Below are 22233 nucleotides of genomic sequence, written 5' to 3'. Positions count from 1 at the left end.
GCACAAATCCATCCGATCTGGCGCCCAACGTCTACGCTTGAAACAAGTCCGATCAATCTGCGTGCAGGGGTCAATCGACTATGGGCGCACTGTGGCAAACCGAATCGACCAAGGCTGCGAAACTACAAGGCAGTTCGGACCCAGCGCCTTCACCCGAACATAAACCCAGGCCCCGCTATCGGCGACGCCTGTTCTGGTTGATTGTGCTGATGGCGCTGGTGGGCCTGGGGTTTGCCGCCGCCAAGGAGATGCGCACTTCCCGCCTGCAGGCCCAGGAGCTCAGCCGCCTGGCCCGCAGCCTCACCTACCAGGTCGAGCCTGGCCCCAGCGCTGCCATCGCCTACCCCGGTGCCGGCCCGTTCGACCGGCGCCTGGGCTACAGCGACCTTGGCACCTTCCTGCCGCGTTTGCTCAAGCGCGGTTATGTGATCGAGGCCCAGGCGCGTTTTTCGCCGGCGCTGATGGACTACAGCGCCAAGGGCCTGTTTGTGCCCTACGCGGAAAAGATCCAGGCCGGGCTGTCGATCACCGACTGTCGCGCCGTGCCGCTCTACCAGTACAACTACCCACAACACCTCTACGAAAGCTTTACCGCCATCCCGCCCCTGGTGGTCAACAGCCTGCTGTTTGTGGAAAACCGCGACCTGCTCGACCCTGCCCAACCCCAGGCCAACCCCGCCGTGGACTGGCCGCGCTTTGCCAATGCCGCGTGGTCGCAAGTGGCCAAGGCCCTGCACCTGCCGGGCCAGAGTGCCGGCGGCAGTACCCTGGCCACCCAGCTGGAAAAATACCGCCACTCCCCGGATGGCCTGACCGTGTCGGGCACGGAAAAACTGCGGCAGATGTTTTCCGCCGCCGTACGCGCTTATCGCGATGGGCCGCAAACGTTGCCGGCGCGGCAGAATATCCTGCGCGACTACCTCAACAGCGTGCCGCTGTCGGCGGTACCGGGCCACGGCGAAGTGCATGGCTTGGCCGAGGGTTTGCGGGTGTGGTACGGCGCCGACTTCAACCAGGTCAACCAGGCGCTGCTCGGCCCGGTGAACGGCGAGCAAGGCCTGGCCTTGCGCCAAGTGTTGTCGTTGATCATTGCCCAGCGCCGCCCATCTCACTACCTGGCCAAAGGTCGCGACGAACTGGCCCGGCTCACCGACAGCCACCTGCGCCTGCTGGCCCAGAGCGGTGTGATTACGCCGGCGCTGTTGCAGGCTGCACTGGCGGCCAAGGTCAGCTACCGCGACTGGGTGCAGCAACCCACGGTGCAGCCCATCGAAACCACCAAAGGCATCAGCATGGCCCGCGCACGCCTGGCCGCGCTGCTCGATCGGCCGCTGTACGATCTGGACCGTCTCGACTTGTCGGCCACCAGTACCCTGCAAGCCCAGTTGCAGGGCCAGGTCAGCGACTACCTCAAGCACCTGGCCGACCCCGACTACGCCCGCCAGGTCGGTTTGCTTGGCGAGCGCCTGCTGAACCCGACCAATACCGCGCAAGTGCGCTACAGCTTCACCTTGTTCGAGCTGACGCCGGATGGGTCACGGGTGCGGGTACAAACCGACAATACCGACCAGCCCTTCGATATCAACGAAGGCAGCAAACTGGAACTGGGCTCCACCGCCAAGCTGCGGGTGCTGACCACCTACCTGCAGATCATCACCGAGTTGCACGACAAGTACGCTATACAAACGCCCGCTGCGCTAAAAGCAGTCACCGTCGACAACCAGGACCGCCTGAGCCGCTGGGCCCTCGACTACCTGATCCAGGCCCCGGACAAATCCCTGAGCAACATGCTCGAAGCCGCCCTTGATCGCACCTACTCTGCCAGCCCCGGCGAAAGCTTTTTCACCGGCGGCGGCCTGCATCACTTCCATAACTTTCGCAACGAAGACAACGGCCGCAGCCCGACCTTGCGCGACGCTCTGCGCGAGTCGATCAACCTGCCGTTCATTCGCCTGATGCGTGACCTGGTGCGCTACAGCACCTATGCCGGCGCCAACAACAGCGCCCAGTTGCTCAAGGACGACAACGACCCGCGCCGCCAGGAATACCTTGCCGGTTTCGCCGACCGCGAGGGCACCACCTTCCTGCGCAAGTTCTGGAAGAAGTACCAGAAAAAAGATACCCAGGCGCGCCTCGACACCTTCCTTGATGGCCTGCGCCCCACGCCGATGCGCCTGGCCGCCGTGCACCGTTACCTGCTGCCTGATGCCAGCCAGGCCAGCTTCAACCTGTTCGTACGCTCGCACCTGACCGGGGTCAAAACCAACGAAAAACTCAGCGACGAACGCCTGCAAAAACTCTACAAGGATTACGGCCCCGGCGCCTACGACTTGCCCGACCAAGGCTATATCGCCAAGGTCCACCCGCTGGACCTGTGGCTGGTGGGCTACCTGCTCAACCACCCGCAAGCCACCTTCAGCGAGGTGGTCAAGGCCAGCCAGTTCGAGCGCCAGGAGGTTTACAGCTGGCTATTCAAAAGCCGCCATCAAAGCGCCCGCGACAGTCGCATCCGCACCATGCTTGAAGTGGAAGCCTTCCTCGATATTCACCAGCGCTGGCAGGCGGTCGGCTATCCGTTCGACCACTTGGTGCCCTCCCTCGCCACCGCCATCGGCAGCTCCGGTGATCGCCCGGCAGCGCTGGCGGAGTTGATGGGGATCATCCTTAACGACGGCGTGCGTGCCAGGGCGGTGCGCATCGACAGCCTGCACTTTGCCGCCGGTACACCCTACGAAACCCGAGTGATCAATGACCCCGCCGCCGGTAAACAGGTGATGCCGGTGGAGGTGGCACGGGCACTGCGCGGGGCGCTCTCCCAGGTGGTGGATGCCGGTACCGCCAAACGCGTGGCCGGCAGCTTCAAGCTGGACGACGGCACGCCACTGGCCATGGGCGGCAAGACCGGCACCGGCGACAACCGCATCGAGGCCATCGGCGCCGGCGGGCGGGTACTCAGTTCCAAGGCAATCAACCGTACCGCCACCTTTGTGTTCTATATCGGCGACCGGCACTTCGGCACGCTCACGGCCTTTGTACCGGGCAGTTCGGCGCAAGGCTTCAAGTTCACTTCGGCGCTGCCCGTGCAGGTGCTCAAAGGCATGGCGCCGATTCTTATGCCGTACTTGAAGCCGGGTGAGCAGACGCTTTGTCTGTCGGTAGCGCCTCGGCAGTGAAAAACAACCGCCGGGCGAACGGCAAGGTGATCTTCGACCGGCCGATTTCCAGCGTCAGGCGTACGCGCCCTGTCTGGCCGGTGCGGATACGCTCGAACGCCTGAGCCTCGACCCGGGCCTGTGCCTGTCGCCCGAGGCGCTCCTGTTCGGGGGTCTTGATATGGGGCTCGCCTTCGTAGTGATCATCCGGCCCCTGGCGCCTTTTGTAGTGGAAATGGGCGTAACACAAAGCATCACGGATATCCTGTGCGTCGGTGACCACATAGACCTGCAGATAATCATTGGCCGTACCCCGCAGCAGCACGCGTTGCCCCTGCCGGAAAACCCGCACTTCACCCTGGCGATAAAGGAAGTCGACGTGCTCCTGCGTGGTGGGCCGCAGCCGGGTCGCTCGGATCCGTGCCGCTAACCCGGCGGCCTTGAGGCGACTCACCGCAAGCGCCAGATTATTCTCCATCTCCAATGCGTTGGTTTGTTGGCGAGCCACCAGCCGCACGGTTTCCATGCCCCGTCGCCTGCGGCCAATCGCCTCGGCGGTCCACTGGCGAATATTGGCCTGTGCGTCGAGCAAATGCTCCAGGGAGGACGGATCGTTGACTCGCTCAACCAAGGCTTCGACCGACTGGATGGCCCGGCGCTCATCCGCCAACAGTTTCTGAGCCTTTTTCATCAATTGACCCAGTTGCGCATCCGGCTTGGGCGTCGGTTTCACTGGCTCCCACACGCCATCGTCCGCCTGGGTAAACGTGCCAATGACCTCGCCTCCAGCCTCCTGCAGTTCTGCGGTAACGGGGCTCTGTTGCGTGGCTTCACTGAGCTGCGCCACATACAGGTCGTGATTGCGTGTGCGGATTATTTTTTTACGTCGGCTGCCCGATGGCGCCGGCGCGGGCACGGCCGGTAGCCCCGTGTGCGCCTCAGGCTGCCGGAGGCTGGCCAGGTCCTTTTCGACCTGCTGGTGTAGTTGGGTAAGCAAGGTTTGCAGTTTTTGCAGGTAGTCCAGATCGAACTTGTCAGGTTCCATGGCGCGCCAGAACTCGATCTGGTCGTCGGTTTGGGCATAGATACGATCGATATTTTCCAGCAGTTCAATCCGTTCTGCGGGCGTCGTTTGCAGTTGCGGTAAATCCGCCAGGGTGCGGCTGGCCCGGCGCGCACGCTTGCTGGTTTCTTCGACACTGTCGAATACTTCGTCACTGAGCGCGGGGCCCGCGACGTCGATGGCGATGCTCCACAAGGTGGTCATTTGCAAGGCTTGCAGGTCCCGTATCGAGGGGCGCCTGGCCAGCGTCAGCGCCTTAGCCTTATCCCGACCCAGACGCGGTACACCGCTCAACTCTTCCAGGTACCCGGATTCCAGGGTACGCCAGCGGATAGCCTTTTCCTGCACAGCCGCCGACTCACGCATGATACTGCCCAGTTCGGCGTGATCGCGGCGGTTGATATCCGAATCGGCTTCCTCCTCGGTTTCCTCACTCAGCCGGTCCAGCAGCGGCCGGAGCCGGGCATTGAGACCCATGATCTTGTGTCGAGACTGTGCATCCAGCGATTGCGCGGTGAGGATCACCGCCTCCAGCGCCTCGCAAAGCTGTTCCTCATAGCGCACACGTGGGGCCAACTCCCGCAGGCGCTTGAGTAGTGCCAACTCAGCGATAGCCAATTCGAATTTGTTGTTTGTTTCCCGCGCATAACTTTCCCATGCCTGGGCGCGCTGCCGCTCGGTGAGCTGCCCGGCTGAGCGGTTCGCCAGTGTGCGGGCCAGTTGCATCGCCTGGTGGGCCCTTTCTCGTGAGGCCTTGGCGTTTGCATAATCCGCCTCAAGGGTGGCGCTGGTTGCCGGCAGCGCTTGCCGCACCGCTTGAATCGCATCATCGGCATTACCACCCGGCAACCGCAGGCGCAGGTCGAAATCCCAGCGCCCCGCGCCCAGATGCCTGAGCCAGGGCCCGAGAGTTTTGCCATCAGCGCTGACCACCCGGACCTGGCCATACTGGACCTGTACCCGGTACAGCGCCCCGCGTACCAGCGCCCGCCACTGCGACCTTTCGCGCAGCAAGCCCTGGGCAAGGCCACTGGAAACGGCATCGTCCAAGGCAAGCGGCCAGGGCTTGGGGAAGGTCTTGAGGCACAAGCGCTCGGCCAGCGCCAATTGCTGCGAGGTCGGTACGTCACGGGCATTGGCCCAGCGCGTGGGGGCATAGAACGTTGCAGGAGCAGGAACCTGCCTGAGCGGCGCCGAGGTCGGCCTGGCACGCGCCAGGGCCGCGAATACCGGGTGCTCCAGGTCCAACGGGTGGTGGGCATCATGGGGCGTGGCCTGGTGAGCGAGAATCGCCAGCAGGTTCACCAGCAAGTCAGTCAAGGCGGCGTTGCGCGCTTGCCCATCGCCACTGTGCAACCCTTCGATATCGCCCTGTACACTGGCCGCCAGTTGAACCAGCCAGCCGCCCAGCGCCAGCGGCCCATTGAGCAGCGGCAGCACGCTGGCGAACAGCAGCCAACCGGCCTGCTTGAGGTGGCGCCAACGCTGCTCGGCATTGGACACCGACTGGCGGTCCGCCAGGGCCACCAATGCCTGGGCCGTGGCCTCGAAAACCTGCTGCGCCGGGTCGCTGGCGGCCACCTGCTTGCTCAATTGCGCCGGAGCCGGCTTTGCAAACACGGTGAATTCATCGCCCGACAGAAAGCGGCGGATGTGCGGTTCGTTAAAGCCATTGTTGGCGTAGATGGCCTGGCGCGCCGGGGCGAGCCAGGTCAGGACGTTGTCCTGCAAGGCGCCTGGAGTCTTGATCGCCGTGAACAAATGCTCGATCGATTCATATTCCTGCAGCATCGGGCTGAACAGTGGCCGGTACAGCAGGTGCGGCCCGCTTTGCCCCTGTTGAGGACCGATGATGAACATACCGGCGACCACATCCGGGTGAGCATCCGCCGTGGCCTTGAATGCCAGCGGCCACAGGGCGATGGCTTGCCCGCCGACCTTGCGCTCGGCCGCGCTTGCCTGCACGGCAGCGCGCACCCGCTGAAAACCGCTGTGGGTCAAACCGTGTTCACCCTTGATCTTCGACTCCAGGGCCGTGAGGGGCAGTTGTACCCGCAGTTGCCGGATGAAGAGCTGGCGACGGCGTGCGGCCTCAGCGGTGTCATCGATCAGCATTTTTTTCAGCAGGGCCGGGTAGGTCTGGCCGACATCGGCCTCCTCCACACAGCGCTTGATCAGGCTATACGTCAGCCACGCCGGTGCCGGGTCAGCATTGAGCGTGATGTGCTTGGCGGTGTGAGGGAAACCGGCAAGGTTTTCCAGGGCCAACTCGGTCAGGGTCACCGTGACCGGGTCCACCTCCCCGGCAATGAACCCGCCAGGCACCGGCACTGGCGCGGCGATTACGCGATCGAAGCTCAGGCAAACCTCTGCCGGCTTGATCGGCGTGGCGTTCGGTTGCGCCTTCAGGCAGTGCTGCAATTGATGGTCGGCATAGTATTCAATCGACTCGATGCCCTCGAGAAAATGCGAGGCACCACTGTCATGCAGGGCTATCACCCACTGCTGCAACAGATGCGCGCAGGCGATGCTGTCCTCGTGGTTCGCCTGGCCCAACCACAACGGCATGGCCTCGCGCAGACGCTGTTGCAGCGTACTCACTTCACCGACAAACCAGCGCCGTGGATCAACGATGTAATCGAGCAGCGCCTGACACTCATCTGCCGTGCGCGGCACAGTGCGCTCGATGCTGTCGATTTCCAGCAGTTGGCGCGCCAGGTAGCTCGCCGCCAGGGCATCGAACGGGTCGCCCTGGGCGTCCAGGGCAAACCACTGTTCGATCGCCCCCGTCAGCACCGGGCTGGTGTAGGCCGGCAACAGCGCGCCGACCGCCGCCACGCTATCAAGGGCGTGAACCCCACTCGCCGGGCTGAACAGCAAGGTTTTCGAGCCATGGCTGAGCACCAGTAGCGGCAACATCTGCGCCTGATCCGCCACTTGCCCCACGCCTTGCAGGTGTAAGGTCTGCACCCGCAACGGGCCGTCCTGCAGGCTCCATTGGGGGTCTGGCCGCAGGGGGCGCAACAGGTTTTTGGAAAAGAGTTCGGCGAACTCTGTTTCGTTGGTGCCGGGTGGCTTTGCAGAGTCGTAGAGCAACTCCAGCAGGTGATCGGACACGTAGCTCCAAAGTGTCTTGTTGCTCGTGAAGGGCTCACCCCACCAGGTTTGCAAATGCTCGGCATAAGAGGTCAGCAGCAGGGCCCCGCAGTCGTTGACCAGGTTCTCCAGTTCAGCGAGGGTCGGCCCACCTGGGGCATACACCTCGCGCACCCGCAGGACCACGACCTGATAATTCTCGGTTAACAACGTGGGCCTGGCCCGGGCCAGGCGCTGTACCAGCAACTGGGGCAAGGATTGGTACGTGTAGGACGGCGCGGCACGGGTGCTGTCAGCCGCGGGGGTGCCCAGATGGATCAGGCCGGCACTCAATCGCTGCGCGGTAAAATGCGTGTCCAGGTAGGTCTGGGCCGCCTGTTGCGCCACCGCCAGCAAGGATGGGGGCGGACGCAACAGCGTCTCGATCTGTTCGATATGGGCTTGGCGCCGGGACGTTGAACTCGACTCGGATGACGTCATGAAAAGGCTTCTCGGTTGAAGGGAGCCTGCGACGCTACAGGCTGCCTGGCGCCCCATGCCGATAGAAAATTACTGCCAAGTACGCCCCTGCGCGCCACTAGTCTGAGTGCCCTATTTGCCGCAGAAACTCCTCATGGCCACTCTTGATTACACCGCTCTCGCCGCGCAAAGCACACACTACGAATTCATCCGGGACGCCTTGCCCGACTGGATCAAAACGCTGCCAGTACCGCGCATCAGCGCATTGAAAGCCAGCCGCAAATCCATACCCGCCTGGTACAAAAGCGCTTCACCCCAGCAACACAAACTATTGCAAACCGCGATGGCCGAACACTGGAAAACCCAAACCCTGGTCGACAACAAACTGGCCCCCGCTAGCGACCTCAAGAAATTCGCCGAGCCCTTGTTAAAAGCGGCGCTGAAACAGCATTACAACCTCGACGTGGATGTGCACCGCACCTGTCTGCAACTGTATGCCCCAGCCAGGCAAGCCTGGTGGGTCAAGAACCTCAGCGCTGGCGTACAAAGCCGCACGGTGTCGCTGCTGGACGCGGCGCTGCACAACTTTGCCGAGACAGAAACCTTCACCGCCGACTCGCAGTTCATCACCCGGCCCGATGCTTCAGGCCGGTTCGACGCACTACCGCTCAAAAACCAGCTGTCGATCCAGCAGTTCAAAACCCTGGTGCGCACCCTCGACATCGGGGCCCAGTACCAAGCGCACCTTGAGCTTTACCTGGGCCGTAGCCAACCGGTGGTTGAAGGCGTGCTGCGCGCGCGGGTCTTGGTCAATCAACGGGCAGCACTGAAAGTCGCCGCCCGCATGGCATTGATGAAGGGCGATATCCAGGCCGCGGACCATGCGCTGATCACCGGCTTGATCGAAAGCAGCCAAGGGTTGACGCTCGAGGGTAAAGCCGCACACTGCCATGACCTGAGCCTGATGGACGCGACCTTGACTGGCGTCGTACTGATCGCCGCCGACCTGGAGCACAGCCGCCAGGTGCTGCCCGTCATCGCCTATGTACCGGATGACCCGGAACACCCGCTGAAACGCTACGCCTCGACGAGCCACTTCATGCAGGAACTGACCCGGCAACTGCGCCAGCCTGACTACCAGAAATTCTTCAGCCAGTTTGTCGAGCATCAATACCAAGGGCATTTCTTCAGCCGGTTGGGGATACGCCTGAGCCGGGTGACCTGGCACCCGCATGTACCTGGCGAGCCATTGCCCAGCTGGCGCGACACCGCACTCGACAATCCCAACCTGCAGTTCAGCGTGAAGCGTATCCGAGCGCCGCTGTGGGAGCATATGTACCAGCAAAAACTCAATAAAATCCTCAACGACGCCAGTGAGCTGGCCGTTTCCACCGCCTACGCCGACCGCATGGCGCGCTGGGCCTGGTGGGACAACCTGGAGAAAATCTTCGCCGACATCCTCAACGCCGCGTTACTGGTGGTGACCCCTTTCGTGCCGTTTTTAGGTGAACTGATGCTGGCCTATACCGCCTACCAACTCGCCGACGAGGTTTGCGAGGGCCTGCTGGATTGGGCCGAGGGCCAGGGCATAGAGGCGATTGAACAGGTGGTCGGGGTCACGGAAAACGTGCTGCAACTGCTCGCGTTTGGCGCTGCGGGGCAGCTGGCGCACCTCAAACCGTCGCCCTTTGTCGAAGGCTTGAAGCCGGTGACCCTGGCCGATGGCAAGCAGCGCTTATGGCATGCGGATTTAAGCCCATACAAACAGACAGGCCTGACCCTGCCACCCGGCTCTGAACCAGACGCCCACGGCTTTCATCGGCACGACGGCAAAAGCGTCCTGCGCCTGGATAACAGGCACTACGCCGTCAGCCAGGACCCAGACAGCGGCCAGCACCGGATCATCCATCCACAACGCGCCGACGCCTACCGCCCCGAGGTGGTACAAAACGGGCGCGGTGCCGTGGTGCTGGAGGGCGAGGCGCCCAGGGCCTGGGACGAGCCGCAACTGTACCAGCGCCTGAGCACGGTAACCGCCACCTGGTCCGAAGCAAGCCTGGAACACGTGCGCTACATCAGCGGTATCGAACCCGGCGTACTGCGGCATATGTACGTCGAAAACCAGGCACCACCACCGCTACTGGCTGACACGCTGGATCGCTTCGAACTCAGGCAGCACATCGACACACTCAGCGAGCCGTCTGCAGGCAACGGCGAAGCCGCCTATTGGTCGGCCGATATGGTCACGCGAATGGACGGCTGGCCCCCAGGCAAGGCCATCGCCGTGTACGAAGCGCCCGACCTGAGCGGCGACCCCATACAGCATGGCGCGACGCAGGCAACTGCGGCTGCAACCCTGGCCATCAGCCGCGAAGACCTGCTGGCTGGCCGGCTGGCCCAGCGGGTGGTGGATTTGCTCGACAAAACCGAACTGGCCGGGCTGCTCGGCGAGCCGTTGCCCGACGACCCCGACACGTGGGCGCAGGCATTGCGAGAACAGTTGAGCCGCTATGTAGCTTCACGCAAGGATGACATATTCGAGCATCTGTACAGTTTCAAACGCCAGTCAAACAGCGCCCACGGCCTGCTGTTGCAGCGACAGTTCCCGGCCCTGCCCGACCACCTCGCCCAGGCGATACTGGCCCAGGCCCGCCCCGCTGAAGTACGGTTCATGAGCGAAGAACAACAGCTACCGTTGCGCCTCAAGCAGCAGGCCCGGGCGCTGCAGTTCGAAACGCGAGCCACTCACGCCTATGAAGGCTTTTACAGGGGCGATGTCCCGACGCCCGATACCGAGCGCCTGCTGCTCGGCTACCTGAAAGTCCATAGTTCCGCGTTCGGTAACCGGCGCTTGAGCATTCGCGAGCAATCGCCAACCGGGCAATTGCGCTGCAGTGTCGGGCCGGACGATGCATCTATCAATACGCTGCTGATACGTACAGCGCCGGGACGCTATGCGCTGCACGGGGCAGGCACAGAGACCACCTGGGACTTGTACGAGGCCGTACTGCACGCCCTGCCCGAAGCGCGACCCGGCGACTACCTGAACTTCGCGCCCGGCCAAGGCCAGGCATTGCGCCAGTGGCTCCAGCAAAAACTGCAACCACCCGCCGAACGCCGTGCGGTACTGGCCCAACCGCCGTTCACAGACCCTCCACGAGAGACCCTGCTGCTGCTGGGAAAACCCGCCTTCAGTGCCCTGCGCGACAGGCTGGGCCGCGCCAGCATTGAGGAACGACTCAAGGCGCTGTATCCGACGCTGACTGAAGAAGACGTGGCCGACTACGCCCGCGCCCTGAACTCGGCCGATGGGCAGCGCATAGTGCGCGAGCTTGAAACCCAGAAGAAAACCCTGCACAAGGAACTCAAAACCTGGCAGCAGCTCCCCGCTGCCGGAACCCGACGCATGCGGCCATCGCTGCCGGAGCAGTTGTTCAGGAAGCGCGTGAGCACGCTCATAAGCGAAAGCTGGGAGCAGTCGGCCAAGGGCTACGAAACGGAGGGCGGCGACAGACGAGTGGGCAGCGAACTGGACCTGCGCGGAGAAACTATCAACGGTTTTTTGCAGAACTTCCCCCAACTCACTACCCAACTGAGCCACATCACCAGCCTCAACCTGGCGGGCGCCGAGTTCACCGACGCCGACAGCCCGTTCCTGCACAACTTCCCCAACCTGCGCAACCTGGACCTCACCGGCAAGCGCCTGAAAAAGTTGCCGGACGCCGTAGCCGGTATGCGTCGCCTCTCGCAACTGGGGCTGGCGGAAAACCCGATCCATTGGACCTCACAGCAGTTGGAACAGCTCTCCCAACTGCACCACTTGCGGGTGCTGATCCTCTCGCACAACGAACACCTGGTCACTGCGCCGGACGTCAGCCGCCTAGCTGAACTGAACATACTGATGCTCAACAACACGCGTATCAGCCAATGGCCTGCAGGGCTCTTCGAGCTACCGCGGGCATCGGACTTCTACCTGAGCCTGCTGAACACCTCCATTACTCAGGTACCTGATGTCGAACCAGGTTCCACATCGGCACAATTGATCGCCCGCACCCGGCTGGACCGCAACAAACTCGAGCGCGATGCCGAGGACCGGGTGGTCAGCTACCGCCGCGCCGCGGGCCTGGACCCCTATCGCACTTACCCACCCCGGGGTGAACACGACAGCCAGTTCTGGCTTGGCCACCTGCCTGCGCAGATACGTCCAGCGTGGCAGGAAGTCTGGGATGAACTGGAGCAGGCACACGGCTCCCAGGGTTTCTTCGAGATCATTAGAAGCCAGCAACAGCCGCCGCTCGATATCGTTCAGGACCCGACAGACCTGGTGCGCTATCAGCAGAACCTGACGCTCCTGCGCACCAATGTGCGACGCCTGCTAACGGCTGCCGAGAGTGATGAAGCCACTCGCACCACGCTGTTCAACCTCGCCGCGACCCCGACTCACTGCGCCGATGCCGGCGCGCAGGTGTTCAACGCCATGGGCATCGAAACCCTGAAGCTGGAGGCTTGGCGCAAGCCCACCGTACAAGAGCGGACCAATGCCCTGGTGCTGCTGGCCAAACAAAAAGCCCGGCTGGACAAGGTCAACCATATCGCCAATCGGGATATACAGCAGCGTCTCACTACGCCCACGCTCAATGAGGACGGCAGCGAAGGCCCGCCCTTGCGGCTGACCACCGATGTGGTCGACGGTATACCCGGCACCCTGGACGAGGTCGAGGTGTACGGCGCCTATCAGACCGGCCTGAAAGCGCGCCTGGATCTGCCCTGGCTGGCTGACCACATGCTTTACCGGGCAGCTGGCAATGTCGAAGCAGCGCAACTGGTCAGCGCCTACAACAAGGTGATCGAGGATGAACAGGGTGATGGGCTGACGGACCAAATGCTTGAGCAATATTTCTGGAGTGACTACTTGCGCAATTTCCATACCGAGGAATATGCACAGATCAAATGCCAGCACCATCAAGTCAGTGAAACCATCGACGCCTTGCGCCTGGCGCAAAACGCCTGGGCCGCCCATGAGCAACTGCCGCCAGAGCAGAAAAGCCCGAGCACCGCCACGCAACTGCGCCAGCACCTGATCGAGCTGGCCGACACGCTGAACGTGCCCCAGGAGCAAGTCCTGACCGGCGCGCCCATGAGTGACGAGTTCTACGGCAGTTTGTTTCTCCAAAGCTTCCATGATGAACGGGAACTAAGCCGACGACTCACACGCCAGGCCATGGTGATCGCCGGAATCTGATCCGCCGCCGGTACTGGTTATGTATTGCTGTGCCTTTCTTGAAGGTCATGGGTGTGGGCATTCGCGTGTGATGCCCTCACACCTGAAGCGGGTCTGCGCGGTTACCTCTATCGCGACAGGAAACCCGCTGGGGCAACCAGCGGACATACGCATTAAACCTCCGAATCCCAGATCACCGTAATGTTGCCCGAATAAGCCCGCGACTCGCCCACCTTGAGCATCTTTTCCACTTCGTCACGCTCGATCTCGAAATGCAAGGTGCTGGGCTTGCGGTCTACATAGAAGGTCGGCTGGAACAGCTCGGTACCCACGCCATCGCGACGTAGCGGCTGGCGGTTGACCGGGCGCCCGGCCGCGTCGGTAATGCCGTAGGGCAAGCTCACACTGACGTTCACCGGCACCGATTCACCGGAAACGCTATCGAGAATCCGACAGGTATTGTCGGCCTCGGCGTACTGGCAATCGAGGCCCATCTTGAAGCGCGAGGAGGCGTATAGGTTGACGGTCTGGTCCTTGAACAGCCGCGTCGGCTTGCGGCCCTGGTTCAGCCAGGCCTGCCAGCCGCCCTGGGGCACCAACTCGATGTCGTTGCCACCGGGCGGTACATCGACTTTGAGGATATGGTCCACATCCAGCGTGAAATCCAGGGTGAGTGAGCTATCACCGGTAGAGACCATGTTATCGCCAAAGTCAAAGTCCGCACCCGCGCCGCCGACGGTGTACGTCATGCTGCCCACATATTGCCCGGACGCCATGCCCAAGGGGTTGGGCGTTATCATTTCGTAGGCGTACTCCGTGGTGTAGTAGTTGAACCTGGGAATATCAACCGACGGCACACGACTACAGGCGCCGGCATCCTTCGGTACGATCCAGAAGAATGAAGCAAAGCTGGTGCCTGCCGCCAAATGCCCTGTGGTGACGCACGGGCTTGGTGCGCGCCGCCACTGCTCGCCCCAACCAACCCCTGGTTGCGTCCATGCAGAAACACCCGGTGGTCGCGGCAAGGACCAGAGCGACCCGAAGCCCGCAATGCGCACCTGCACCGTTGCGACCTCACCGGTTACCGTGTTGCGCACCTCCACATCCCTGAACGATGAAGGCACCTGGAAATAGGCCCCGGCGCGCGGGTCTTCATGGTTGCCCACGATGGGCGCTTGAGAACTGGCTAAGAAGCTGACAAAGCGCAGGCTGAAAATACCCAGCGCCTTGCATTGAGTCGGAATATGGGCCAGGCAAATCGAACTTTGGGGTGTGGTGTTGTTGAATTTGTTGGCCGTCACATTGGTGGGGTCCGGCCTGAAGCTGGCAGTGATCTGCTGCGTTTCGGCGCTCGCGCCCTCTACCCATAGCGCACTCACCAAACCTGCAGCCACGGCCGATTGCTTCAATACTTTAAGATTCATTTTTATCACTTACTCGTCGGAGCGCAGGTACCAAGACCTCAACACATCCCGTTTAAAAAAATCAAACCTCTGAATCCCAGATCACCGTGACGTTACCCGAGTACGTCCTCGACTCACCGACTTTGAGCATCTTTTCCACCTCGTCACGCTCGATCTCGAAATGCAAGGTGCTGGCCTTGCGGTCCACATAGAAGGTCGGCTGGAACAGCTCGGTACCCACGCCATCGCGACGTAGCGGCTGGCGGTTGACCGGGCGCCCGGCCGCGTCACTGATGCCGTAGGGCAAGCTCACACTGACGTTCACCGGCACCGATTCACCAGACACGCTATCGCGGATCCGGCAGTCGTTGTCGGCGTCGGCGTACTGACAATCGAGGCCCATCTTGAAGCGCGAAGAGACGTAGAGGTTGACGGTCTGGTCCTTGAACAGCCGCGTCGGCTTGCGGCCCTGGTTCAACCAGCCTTGCCAGCCGCCCTGGGGTACCAGTTCGACGTTGGTGCCGCCGGGCGGGATGTCGACTTTTAGGGTATGTTCGACCGTCAGCCGGAAATCCAGAGTGATCTGGTCATCGTCGGGCAACATCACATCGCCCAGGTCGAAGTCCTTGTTAGGCCCCACGCTGTAGGTTGTCTGCCCTCGATAAATACCCACGCGCATACCGAGCGGGTTGGGCGTTACCAATTCGTAGGCAAACCCGAAGGATCTAAAGGTCAGCAGGGAAACCGGCTTGGCGGCTCTGATTGCACAGCCCTCGGCGCCTTCCGCCAAGAAATAGGTAAACAAGTAGATCGCAGGGCTCCCGACGGCAGTACCGTTGTTGACACAAGGTGCCGGCGGGTACGTCCAGGAGGTCTCCCAGGTACCAGGCTCCTCCGGGCGATCAGTAATCCCCATGCCGATACCGCTGACCCGAAACTGGAGCGTCTGGGACTCCCCTGTTTCTTCGTGAATGACGGTCACATTCTGACGATAAGTAGGTGCCCGAAACATCACTCCTTGGCGCTCATCGTGCCCGGGCTGGATCGTCTGGGCCAACCGAAACGTGATCGGCGCACCGATGCTGTAGCGATCGCTATGACAATACTGAGGCGCCCAACCGCAATAGCTGTCTCCCGGAGGCGTTTCGTTCTTGAACACATTGCGCATCGGTTGGGAGGGGTCAGGCTTGAACGAGGCAAAGATCGACACCTGTGCGGCCGCAGCAATGCCTGGAAGCAGGCCAAAGGCGACAACCAGAATCAGGCTTTTTAACCACATAATTTTATCCATAGGTAAAAGGCTTGAACTGATGTTCATGGTCTGAGCGCATCAAAAATAATTTGCACACTGCCAAAATATTGCCCCGGCAAATAACCGTTCTGGGGCTGCGGCTCGGCGGCAATCACCAACGGCACCCGCTTGCCAACCTTGGCCTCATCCTCCGGTACCACCAGGGTGTCGACCAGGTCCAGGCGGTGCCCGTTGAAGGTGACTTCCAGGGCTATCAAGTCAGTGCCATTGGACAGCACCGGCGCAAAGCCCAGGCGTGCATTGATACCGCCCAACACATTCTTCACATCGAAGGGTTCACGCAACGGGCTGAGACGGCCGGTCACCAGGTTGTAATCCATGACCTGCTCGCGCTCCAGGAACCCCGGGTTGAGCGGCAGCACGAAAAAGTCGCTGGTGGGCACCTTGACCGAGACATGGAACACCGCTTCTTCGCGGGCGGCGATGGCTTGGAAACTCAGCAGCACCAGCACACAGAACAGCGCTGCCGCCAACAGCCGCGACTGCGACCTGGCGCGGTTCATCCTTGCACCACATGGTTTTTCTGCGCCTCGCCTTCTACGATTTTGAAACGGTATTCGCGACCCGCTTCCTTGTCGAAGGAGAAAGTGCGCCCCGGCAACACATGGTTCTTGGTGGTGGGGTAGCAGTCAGCGGCTTTACCGACCACGCAGCTCTTAAACTCGTCGACCTCAATTACACTATTGCCGTTGTTGCGCACCGCGTACCGGGCGCCACCGTTTTCAATCCGGGTGTCGAAACGAGTGTCCTTGGGCCGCACGAAAAATACCGTGCCGTAGCCGGCCAATACGCTCACGCCAGCCTGCAGGGTTTTCTGGTACGCCTCACGCTCCTCCTCGGTCACTGCGAACGCGTCCTCCTTCTCCGGCATCACCGGGATGTAGCGCACGCGGAAATAGCGTTCGCTGCCGCGTTCGCCCAGATACACCAGGCGTGTACCCTGCATGGCGTTGGCCGGCACGATCAAACGGGCGGGGCTGGCCACCAACCCGTCGCGGGCGCGGCTGTCGGCCTGGAGTTGGAGCGGCACTTCCTTGGCCCCGCCTTGTGCGTCGTAGACGATTTCAAGTATCTCCACCTTCACAAAGGCCGTGCTGGTACCGCCGTTGAAAATGCGTTTGAGATAGGTACTTTTGTCGCCGTCCAGGTAGTCATACACCACCCCGACATTGATGCTCGGCCCGGCCTGAACCCCTTGGGCCAACAGGCAAAAACTAATGACTGCCAATACTCGTTTCATTGCGGTGAACCTCGTTGAATAACAGGCGCAGGGGCTCGCGCCGCCTGCTAATTTCAGCGCCATCAGCCGGCGGCTCGCGGGACCACCTGGGCATCCGCCAGGGTGTCTTGGGTACAGCGCAGATCGCCGATCATCAGCACATCGTTCTCGCTGCGAGCCTTGCTCGGGTCGAGGCGGAACTGGCACAGCAACTCGTTGCCACGACGCACTTCCAAGGTCGGTGAGCCGGCGTTCATTTCCATCGAGAAGAAGCCATCGACCTCGCTGACTCCACGGCTGGCGTGGTTGATGACGTGATGGCCCTTGAGCGGCCGGCCTTGCGGGTCGATCAGACGGCCGAGCACGGTCACGGTTTTCATCACGCTGATCTTGCGATACCCCACGCCGCCCTTGTTCATGTGGTAAGCAGTGCGCGCCGGTTGGATGGTGGCCGCTGGTGGGTAATTGCCTTCAAAGTCGAAGGCGACCGAACTGCTCTTATAGGCAGTGATGGGCACGAAGTTGCGCCCGGGGCGCAGCACCATGCTGGAGCCGGTCACGTCATCGGCACGCAGGGCGATGTCCTCCACGTCGGTTTCCACATCGATGATCATCCCCGAGCCGCTGCCATGGTACTGGCTGGTCAGCACCATCTTCTGCGCGCCCACCGCGAGGGTGTTGTTGAGGTTGAGGCCACCGGTCAAATCGCCGTTATAGGACGAGCGTTGGGCAAAAGCATCGCCCGCCAGCGTGTCGGTGGCGAAGCTGGTCATGCCCGACAGGCCCACGCCGTAGACGTCAGTCAAGGCGGTGACCGAGACGTTTTGCAGGGCGTGGTCCTTGAGTTCCTTGCGGTAGGTCAGCGAGGCGTTGTTATCGCGCTGGCCTTCACGGGCGGTGCGCGAGCCGAGGCTGCCGGACCAGCTTTCCCCAGGGCCACCAAGGGCCAGGTTGAGGGTCAGGTCGACGCCACGGTTGCGTTTGTCGCTGAGAGTGCCAGTGGGGGGCCGGTCGAACACCGACAGGCGCCAGTTGGCATCGCTGCCAAACAGCGTGTCGTGCCGCGTCCAGCCCAGGTCCAGGCCCACCCCTTCGACATTGCCCTGACTGTGGGAGACGCGAGCATTCAGTGAGTTCTGGCCCGGCAAACGGTGGTTGATCGACAGCGACGACGTGCTGGTTTGGCCAACAAAGGTGTTGCGCTGACGTAAGCGCGTGCCGTCGGGCAGGGTTTCGTAGGTGTTGCGGGTGTCGAGCCAACTGCGGTTGTGGCTGGCGATCACACTGCCCGTGCCGTAGCTGTAAAGCCCCTGCACGTCCATGCCGGTGCCATAGTCACGGGTCTGGTAAACGTTGGCATAGAGGCTGACGCCCTGGGCCAGGCTCCAGTCGATGGAACTGCCCAACTGCAAACGGTCCTGCACTTGGCGGCCCGACAAACCGAGGACCACACGCGGGTGCACCAGGTAGTTGACCGAGGCGCCGGCGGTCATGTCGCCCTTGTCACGCTGTTCCCAGTTGTTGAGCAGCGTGCTCTCACGCCCGGCAAACAGGTTATAGCGCCAGCGCTCGTCATGGTTGCGCCAGTTGTTGGGCTTGTACACCAACTCTTGGGTGGTGGAGGTGACCTGGCCATCTTCGATCAGGCGCACTTCCACTTCATAGATGCCACCTGGCAAGGGCCGGGTGTCGAGGGTCTGCAAACCTGCCGGCACTGCCTGGGTGTTGATCAACAGGCCATTGCGGTAGATTTCCACCGACCCCAGGCGGTTGGCGGTGACGTAGATCGGGTAGATGCTCGGCTTGGGGTTATTCATCGCCAGGCTGTCGGAACTGCCGACCATCACCCCGACGGCCACATCCGGCGCCGCGCCGAACGAACGCGGCTGGCGGTTCAGGCCTTCGGAGTTGGGGGTGAAGTAGCCCAGGCGCAAAAACTGGCCCTCGAACTCGCGCTGGGCGTAAGCCGAATAGAGGGCGTGGTAAAGCTGGGTGTCCGGCCCGCCGAGGCGTGCCAGTTGAAAATTCAGGGTTTGGCTCCAGTTGCCCAGGCTGCTGCTGGCCTCGACGCCGAAACGCCCGCCCAGGTCCTGGTTTTGCCCGCCATTGAGGTTCAGTTGGTTGTTGATGATCAGCCCGGTGCTGCCGCCGTCGGGCTGGGTGTAAAACTGCTGGGGGCAGCATCACGCTCAGCATTTTCGGTGAGGATGGAGACCAGGGAGTTTTCCAGGTTGTAGTGCACCGCCAATAACTGCTCGGGACACGCCTGGGTGCATTGCCCCAAGGGCACACCGGGCTTGAGGTAGTTCTCCCAGGTGTCACGTTCGCTGCCCGTAATCGGGCTGTCGCTGTGGTCGGTGAACTCGAGCAGGGTGATCCGGTCATCCCGGGTCAAAACAATCATCGCTTCGCCCAGGAACTGTTGATCCCGCTCAACCCGTACCGCCAACGGCACATCGAAAAAGTGCTCTTCGAAATCGCTTGGCAAACCTTTGGCCTGAGACAATAAACTGCGCGGGGTGTAGTTATTGTCAGGCGCGGCCATAACGACCGAACAGGTGGTCAGCGCCATGGCTGCCACGAGGGGTCTGAAAGGGAACATTCACTTAATACTCTGCTGGCAAACTGCGGACCGGTTGAAAGCCGACCGCAGGCAGCGGCCGGCTGGCGTTTCAATAAGGGCTGGCCTTATGGGTACACCTTCTCAAAACGTGGTGCGCGGTACGTTGTCAAAAATGATTGTCGGCGTAGCGGTGTAAGCACCGGTTTGTGTGTCCGTCGGTTTAACGGCGGTGATGGTCAGACCTTTTTGCACGCCACTGTTGGATTCAGCGTCGGCGGCCACTTCCTTCGGTGTAGCGTCCAGAACTACACCACCCATGGTCAACGTCAGCGCGATTGCGTCGGTGCCGTTGGTCAGCGAGGCCGGGCCGTCTTGCAGGTAGGCGTCGATGGAACCGCCAGTGTTCTTCATGGAGAAGGTTGCTGACAGCGGGCTCAACAGACCGGTAACAGTGTTATAGGTCATGACCTCACTTTTACCGAAGTCCGGGTCCAGCGGCTGGGCATGGAACTGCTTGGTAGGAATGTCGGCACGGATATTAATCGTGGTGCTGGCATCGTTGGCGGCCATCGCAACTGAAGAGCCCAATACTGCAACAGCCAGAGGGAGGGAAACTGCGAATTTCTTGAACATACGTCAATACCTGTTTTTTTCGTTGGTTAAAGCGCCGCCGCTAACTACTGCAACGCCTAAATAGAATCGACCAAATAAAAAAACAGATATGCCAGCCACATCTTTATTGGACGTGGCTTTTGATTTCAATTATCGAGTGAAAAAGATGGCATTTTGCCAAAACTTTTAAAATAACTGTAAGAATAAAGCCACACACACTTAAACAAGAACGATTCATGCGTAAAAACATCTGTAAGAACAGACTTACAAATCGCTCTAAAACAATAACTTTCATTCATCTAATAATTGATTAATTTTTACCGGCTGAATGCTGAGTAATTACTCTAGTTCATAAAGCCTCACGGTGGCGCGCGCTTGCCTTTACAAAATCTTTCTCTGCACGCCGTTGGTCAGTCCTGCTTGCCCAAGAAAAAGATATATCTTAAGTTATGTCTAAACATGTAGAGAGGATCCCAGCATGAGAGAGCATCCCCACCAAAGGCCCGCCGATGGTCGCGACGGTTTCGAAAAACGCCCCGGCCGGGAACGCGGCGAGCGCGGCCCCCGGGTTTTTGCGGCCGGCGATCTGAAGCTGCTGTTACCCGCCCTGATCGCTGAACAGCCCTGCCATGGCTATGACTTGATTCGCCGAATCGAAAGCCTGTTCGACGGTGCTTACACCCCAAGCCCAGGGGTGATTTACCCCACCCTGACCTTTCTGGAAGAAAGCGACCTGATCGCAGGCGACACCGATGGCGGAAAAAAACGCTACACAATCACCGACGCCGGTCGTCTCTTCTTGACCGAGCAAGCGGTTGCCCTGGAGGGGTTGCGCATGCGTATTGACGTCAGCAAACGGTCGCTACGCGGGCACGACCGCCCGCCGCAAATCCACGAGGCGGTGCACAACCTGCGTCACGCCTTGCATTCCCATCACGGGCGCTGGAGCGCGGAGGAAATCAAACGGGTGGCCGACCTGCTCAACACCACCGCCAAGGCCATCGTTGACGGCCCAGCAGTTCAATTTGTACCGGAGCAAAGCGAATGAGCGAATACAACAAGTTGGAAATTCATCGCGTGATGCACGACATCAAGCGTCGCCGCCTGCAAGTCCTGCGGGTGGTCGATATCACCCCGCGCATGCGCCGCATCACCCTGGGCGGCCCGGAGTTGGCGGGGTTCATCAGCCTGGGCAGCGACGACCATATCAAGCTGCTGTTCCCGCAGAACGCCGCCGAACAAGCCGCACTGGAAAGCCCGACATTCACCATCAAGGGCGACGGCCCGCAACCGGCCATGCGCGACTACACGCCACGGCGTTTCGACCTGAGCATCGGTGAGCTGGATATCGACTTCGTGCTGCACGGCGATGGCCCTGCCTCCACCTGGGCCGAGCAGGCGCAAGTCGGTCAGCACCTGTATATCGGCGGGCCACGGGGCTCGATGATCGTGCCGGATATCTTCGACAGCTACCTGCTGATCGGCGATGAAACGGCGATCCCGGCCATCGCACGCCGCCTGGAAGAACTGCCGGCGGGGCGCAAGGTGCTGGCGGTGATTGAAATCGCTGATGCGGCGGAGCAGCAGCCCCTGAAAAGTGCCGCCGATGTGGAAGTGATTTGGGTGCTGCGCGGCCAGGATGACCTGCTCGACACGGTGCGCAACCTGACGCTGCCAAGCGGCACGTTGTACACCTTCGTCGCGACCGAAACCAAGCTGTCTCGCCAAGTGCGCCGGGTGCTGCTGGATACGCACAAGGTCAATGACGAGTTCTTGAAGGCCGTGGGTTACTGGCGGGCCGAAGGCAGCGAAGAAGAATAAATTTTCGCAGGCACATGCCGGCCTTGGGAATGTGAGAGGTGGGCCCCGATGGTGGCGTGACAGCCAATCAGGATGTTGGGGGGTTTTGACCGAGTACATATCCGTTATTTAGGTAACGGCCACTATGGGTTCCGCTCTTACAGCGGCTCACTTTTGGAAGGACCCAAAAGTAAGCAAAAGGTCCACGCCGGTATGACTCACCCACATGGGTTACAAATCAGTTCACGCACATAGGTAACAGTTTTTAACTGGCAGGGTCGATTTCGCGAGGATCTGACCATGCCCTGGAAAGAGCTGAAACCTATGGACCTA

At 61.1% G+C, this 22233-nt stretch carries 10 protein-coding genes and 1 pseudogene; 4 read left to right on the top strand and 7 right to left on the bottom strand.

Translation table 11 applies throughout. The annotated features are described in order from the left end of the window. Window positions 1-80: 80 nt before the first annotated feature. On the top strand, window positions 81-3173 hold the full coding sequence (locus JFT66_RS10435) for a transglycosylase domain-containing protein (RefSeq protein ID WP_198859221.1): 3093 nt from the start codon (window positions 81-83) through the stop codon (window positions 3171-3173). On the opposite strand, the gene JFT66_RS10430 is transcribed toward JFT66_RS10435, so the two are convergent. Continuing rightward, entirely contained in the window at window positions 3112-7791 is a 4680-nt protein-coding gene (locus JFT66_RS10430) for a hypothetical protein (protein WP_198859220.1), read from the bottom strand. The genes JFT66_RS10435 and JFT66_RS10430 overlap by 62 nt on opposite strands. A 133-nt stretch (window positions 7792-7924) precedes the next feature. On the opposite strand from JFT66_RS10430, the gene JFT66_RS10425 reads away from it, so the two are divergent. Then, window positions 7925-13012: a dermonecrotic toxin domain-containing protein gene (locus tag JFT66_RS10425; RefSeq protein ID WP_198859219.1), complete on the top strand. Its 5088-nt coding sequence runs from the start codon at window positions 7925-7927 to the stop codon at window positions 13010-13012. A gap of 152 nt (window positions 13013-13164) precedes the next feature. Here JFT66_RS10425 and JFT66_RS10420 read toward each other — a convergent pair whose 3' ends face one another. The 6 genes and pseudogenes from JFT66_RS10420 to JFT66_RS10395 all read right to left on the bottom strand — a co-directional run bounded on the left by JFT66_RS10420 (window position 13165) and on the right by JFT66_RS10395 (window position 20121). Continuing rightward, window positions 13165-14415, bottom strand: coding sequence for a hypothetical protein (locus JFT66_RS10420; RefSeq protein WP_198859218.1), 1251 nt, complete (start codon window positions 14413-14415; stop codon window positions 13165-13167). A 61-nt stretch (window positions 14416-14476) separates the two neighbouring features. After that, window positions 14477-15673 carry a hypothetical protein gene (locus JFT66_RS10415; RefSeq protein ID WP_233097071.1) on the bottom strand — a complete coding sequence of 399 codons (1197 nt, stop codon included), beginning with the start codon at window positions 15671-15673 and terminating at the stop codon, window positions 14477-14479. Window positions 15674-15708: 35 nt separating this feature from the next. Next, a complete protein-coding gene (locus tag JFT66_RS10410; RefSeq protein ID WP_233097070.1) occupies window positions 15709-16209 on the bottom strand; it encodes a CS1 type fimbrial major subunit in 501 nt (166 codons plus the stop codon). After that, window positions 16206-16946 (bottom strand): molecular chaperone, encoded by a 741-nt coding sequence (locus JFT66_RS10405; RefSeq protein WP_198859216.1) that lies wholly within the window; start codon window positions 16944-16946, stop codon window positions 16206-16208. The genes JFT66_RS10410 and JFT66_RS10405 overlap by 4 nt, the downstream gene beginning before the upstream one ends. 62 nt (window positions 16947-17008) lie before the next feature. Continuing rightward, window positions 17009-19527, bottom strand: a pseudogene (locus JFT66_RS10400) (TcfC E-set like domain-containing protein). Between the two features lie 102 nt (window positions 19528-19629). Then, a complete protein-coding gene (locus JFT66_RS10395) occupies window positions 19630-20121 on the bottom strand; it encodes a CS1 type fimbrial major subunit (RefSeq protein WP_198859215.1) in 492 nt (163 codons plus the stop codon). Window positions 20122-20578: 457 nt separating this feature from the next. On the opposite strand from JFT66_RS10395, the gene JFT66_RS10390 reads away from it, so the two are divergent. Both JFT66_RS10390 and JFT66_RS10385 read left to right on the top strand, forming a co-directional pair. Then, a complete protein-coding gene (locus tag JFT66_RS10390) occupies window positions 20579-21148 on the top strand; it encodes a PadR family transcriptional regulator (RefSeq protein ID WP_153839749.1) in 570 nt (189 codons plus the stop codon). Beyond that, window positions 21145-21921 carry a siderophore-interacting protein gene (locus tag JFT66_RS10385; RefSeq protein ID WP_034118296.1) on the top strand — a complete coding sequence of 259 codons (777 nt, stop codon included), beginning with the start codon at window positions 21145-21147 and terminating at the stop codon, window positions 21919-21921. The genes JFT66_RS10390 and JFT66_RS10385 overlap by 4 nt, the downstream gene beginning before the upstream one ends. The last annotated feature ends 312 nt before the right edge of the window (window positions 21922-22233 follow it).

Origin of the sequence: Pseudomonas sp. MF6755, assembly GCF_016405635.1 — a bacterium.
GTDB lineage: Bacteria > Pseudomonadota > Gammaproteobacteria > Pseudomonadales > Pseudomonadaceae > Aquipseudomonas > Aquipseudomonas haemolytica.
This window is presented reverse-complemented; position numbering and strand designations above follow the sequence as displayed.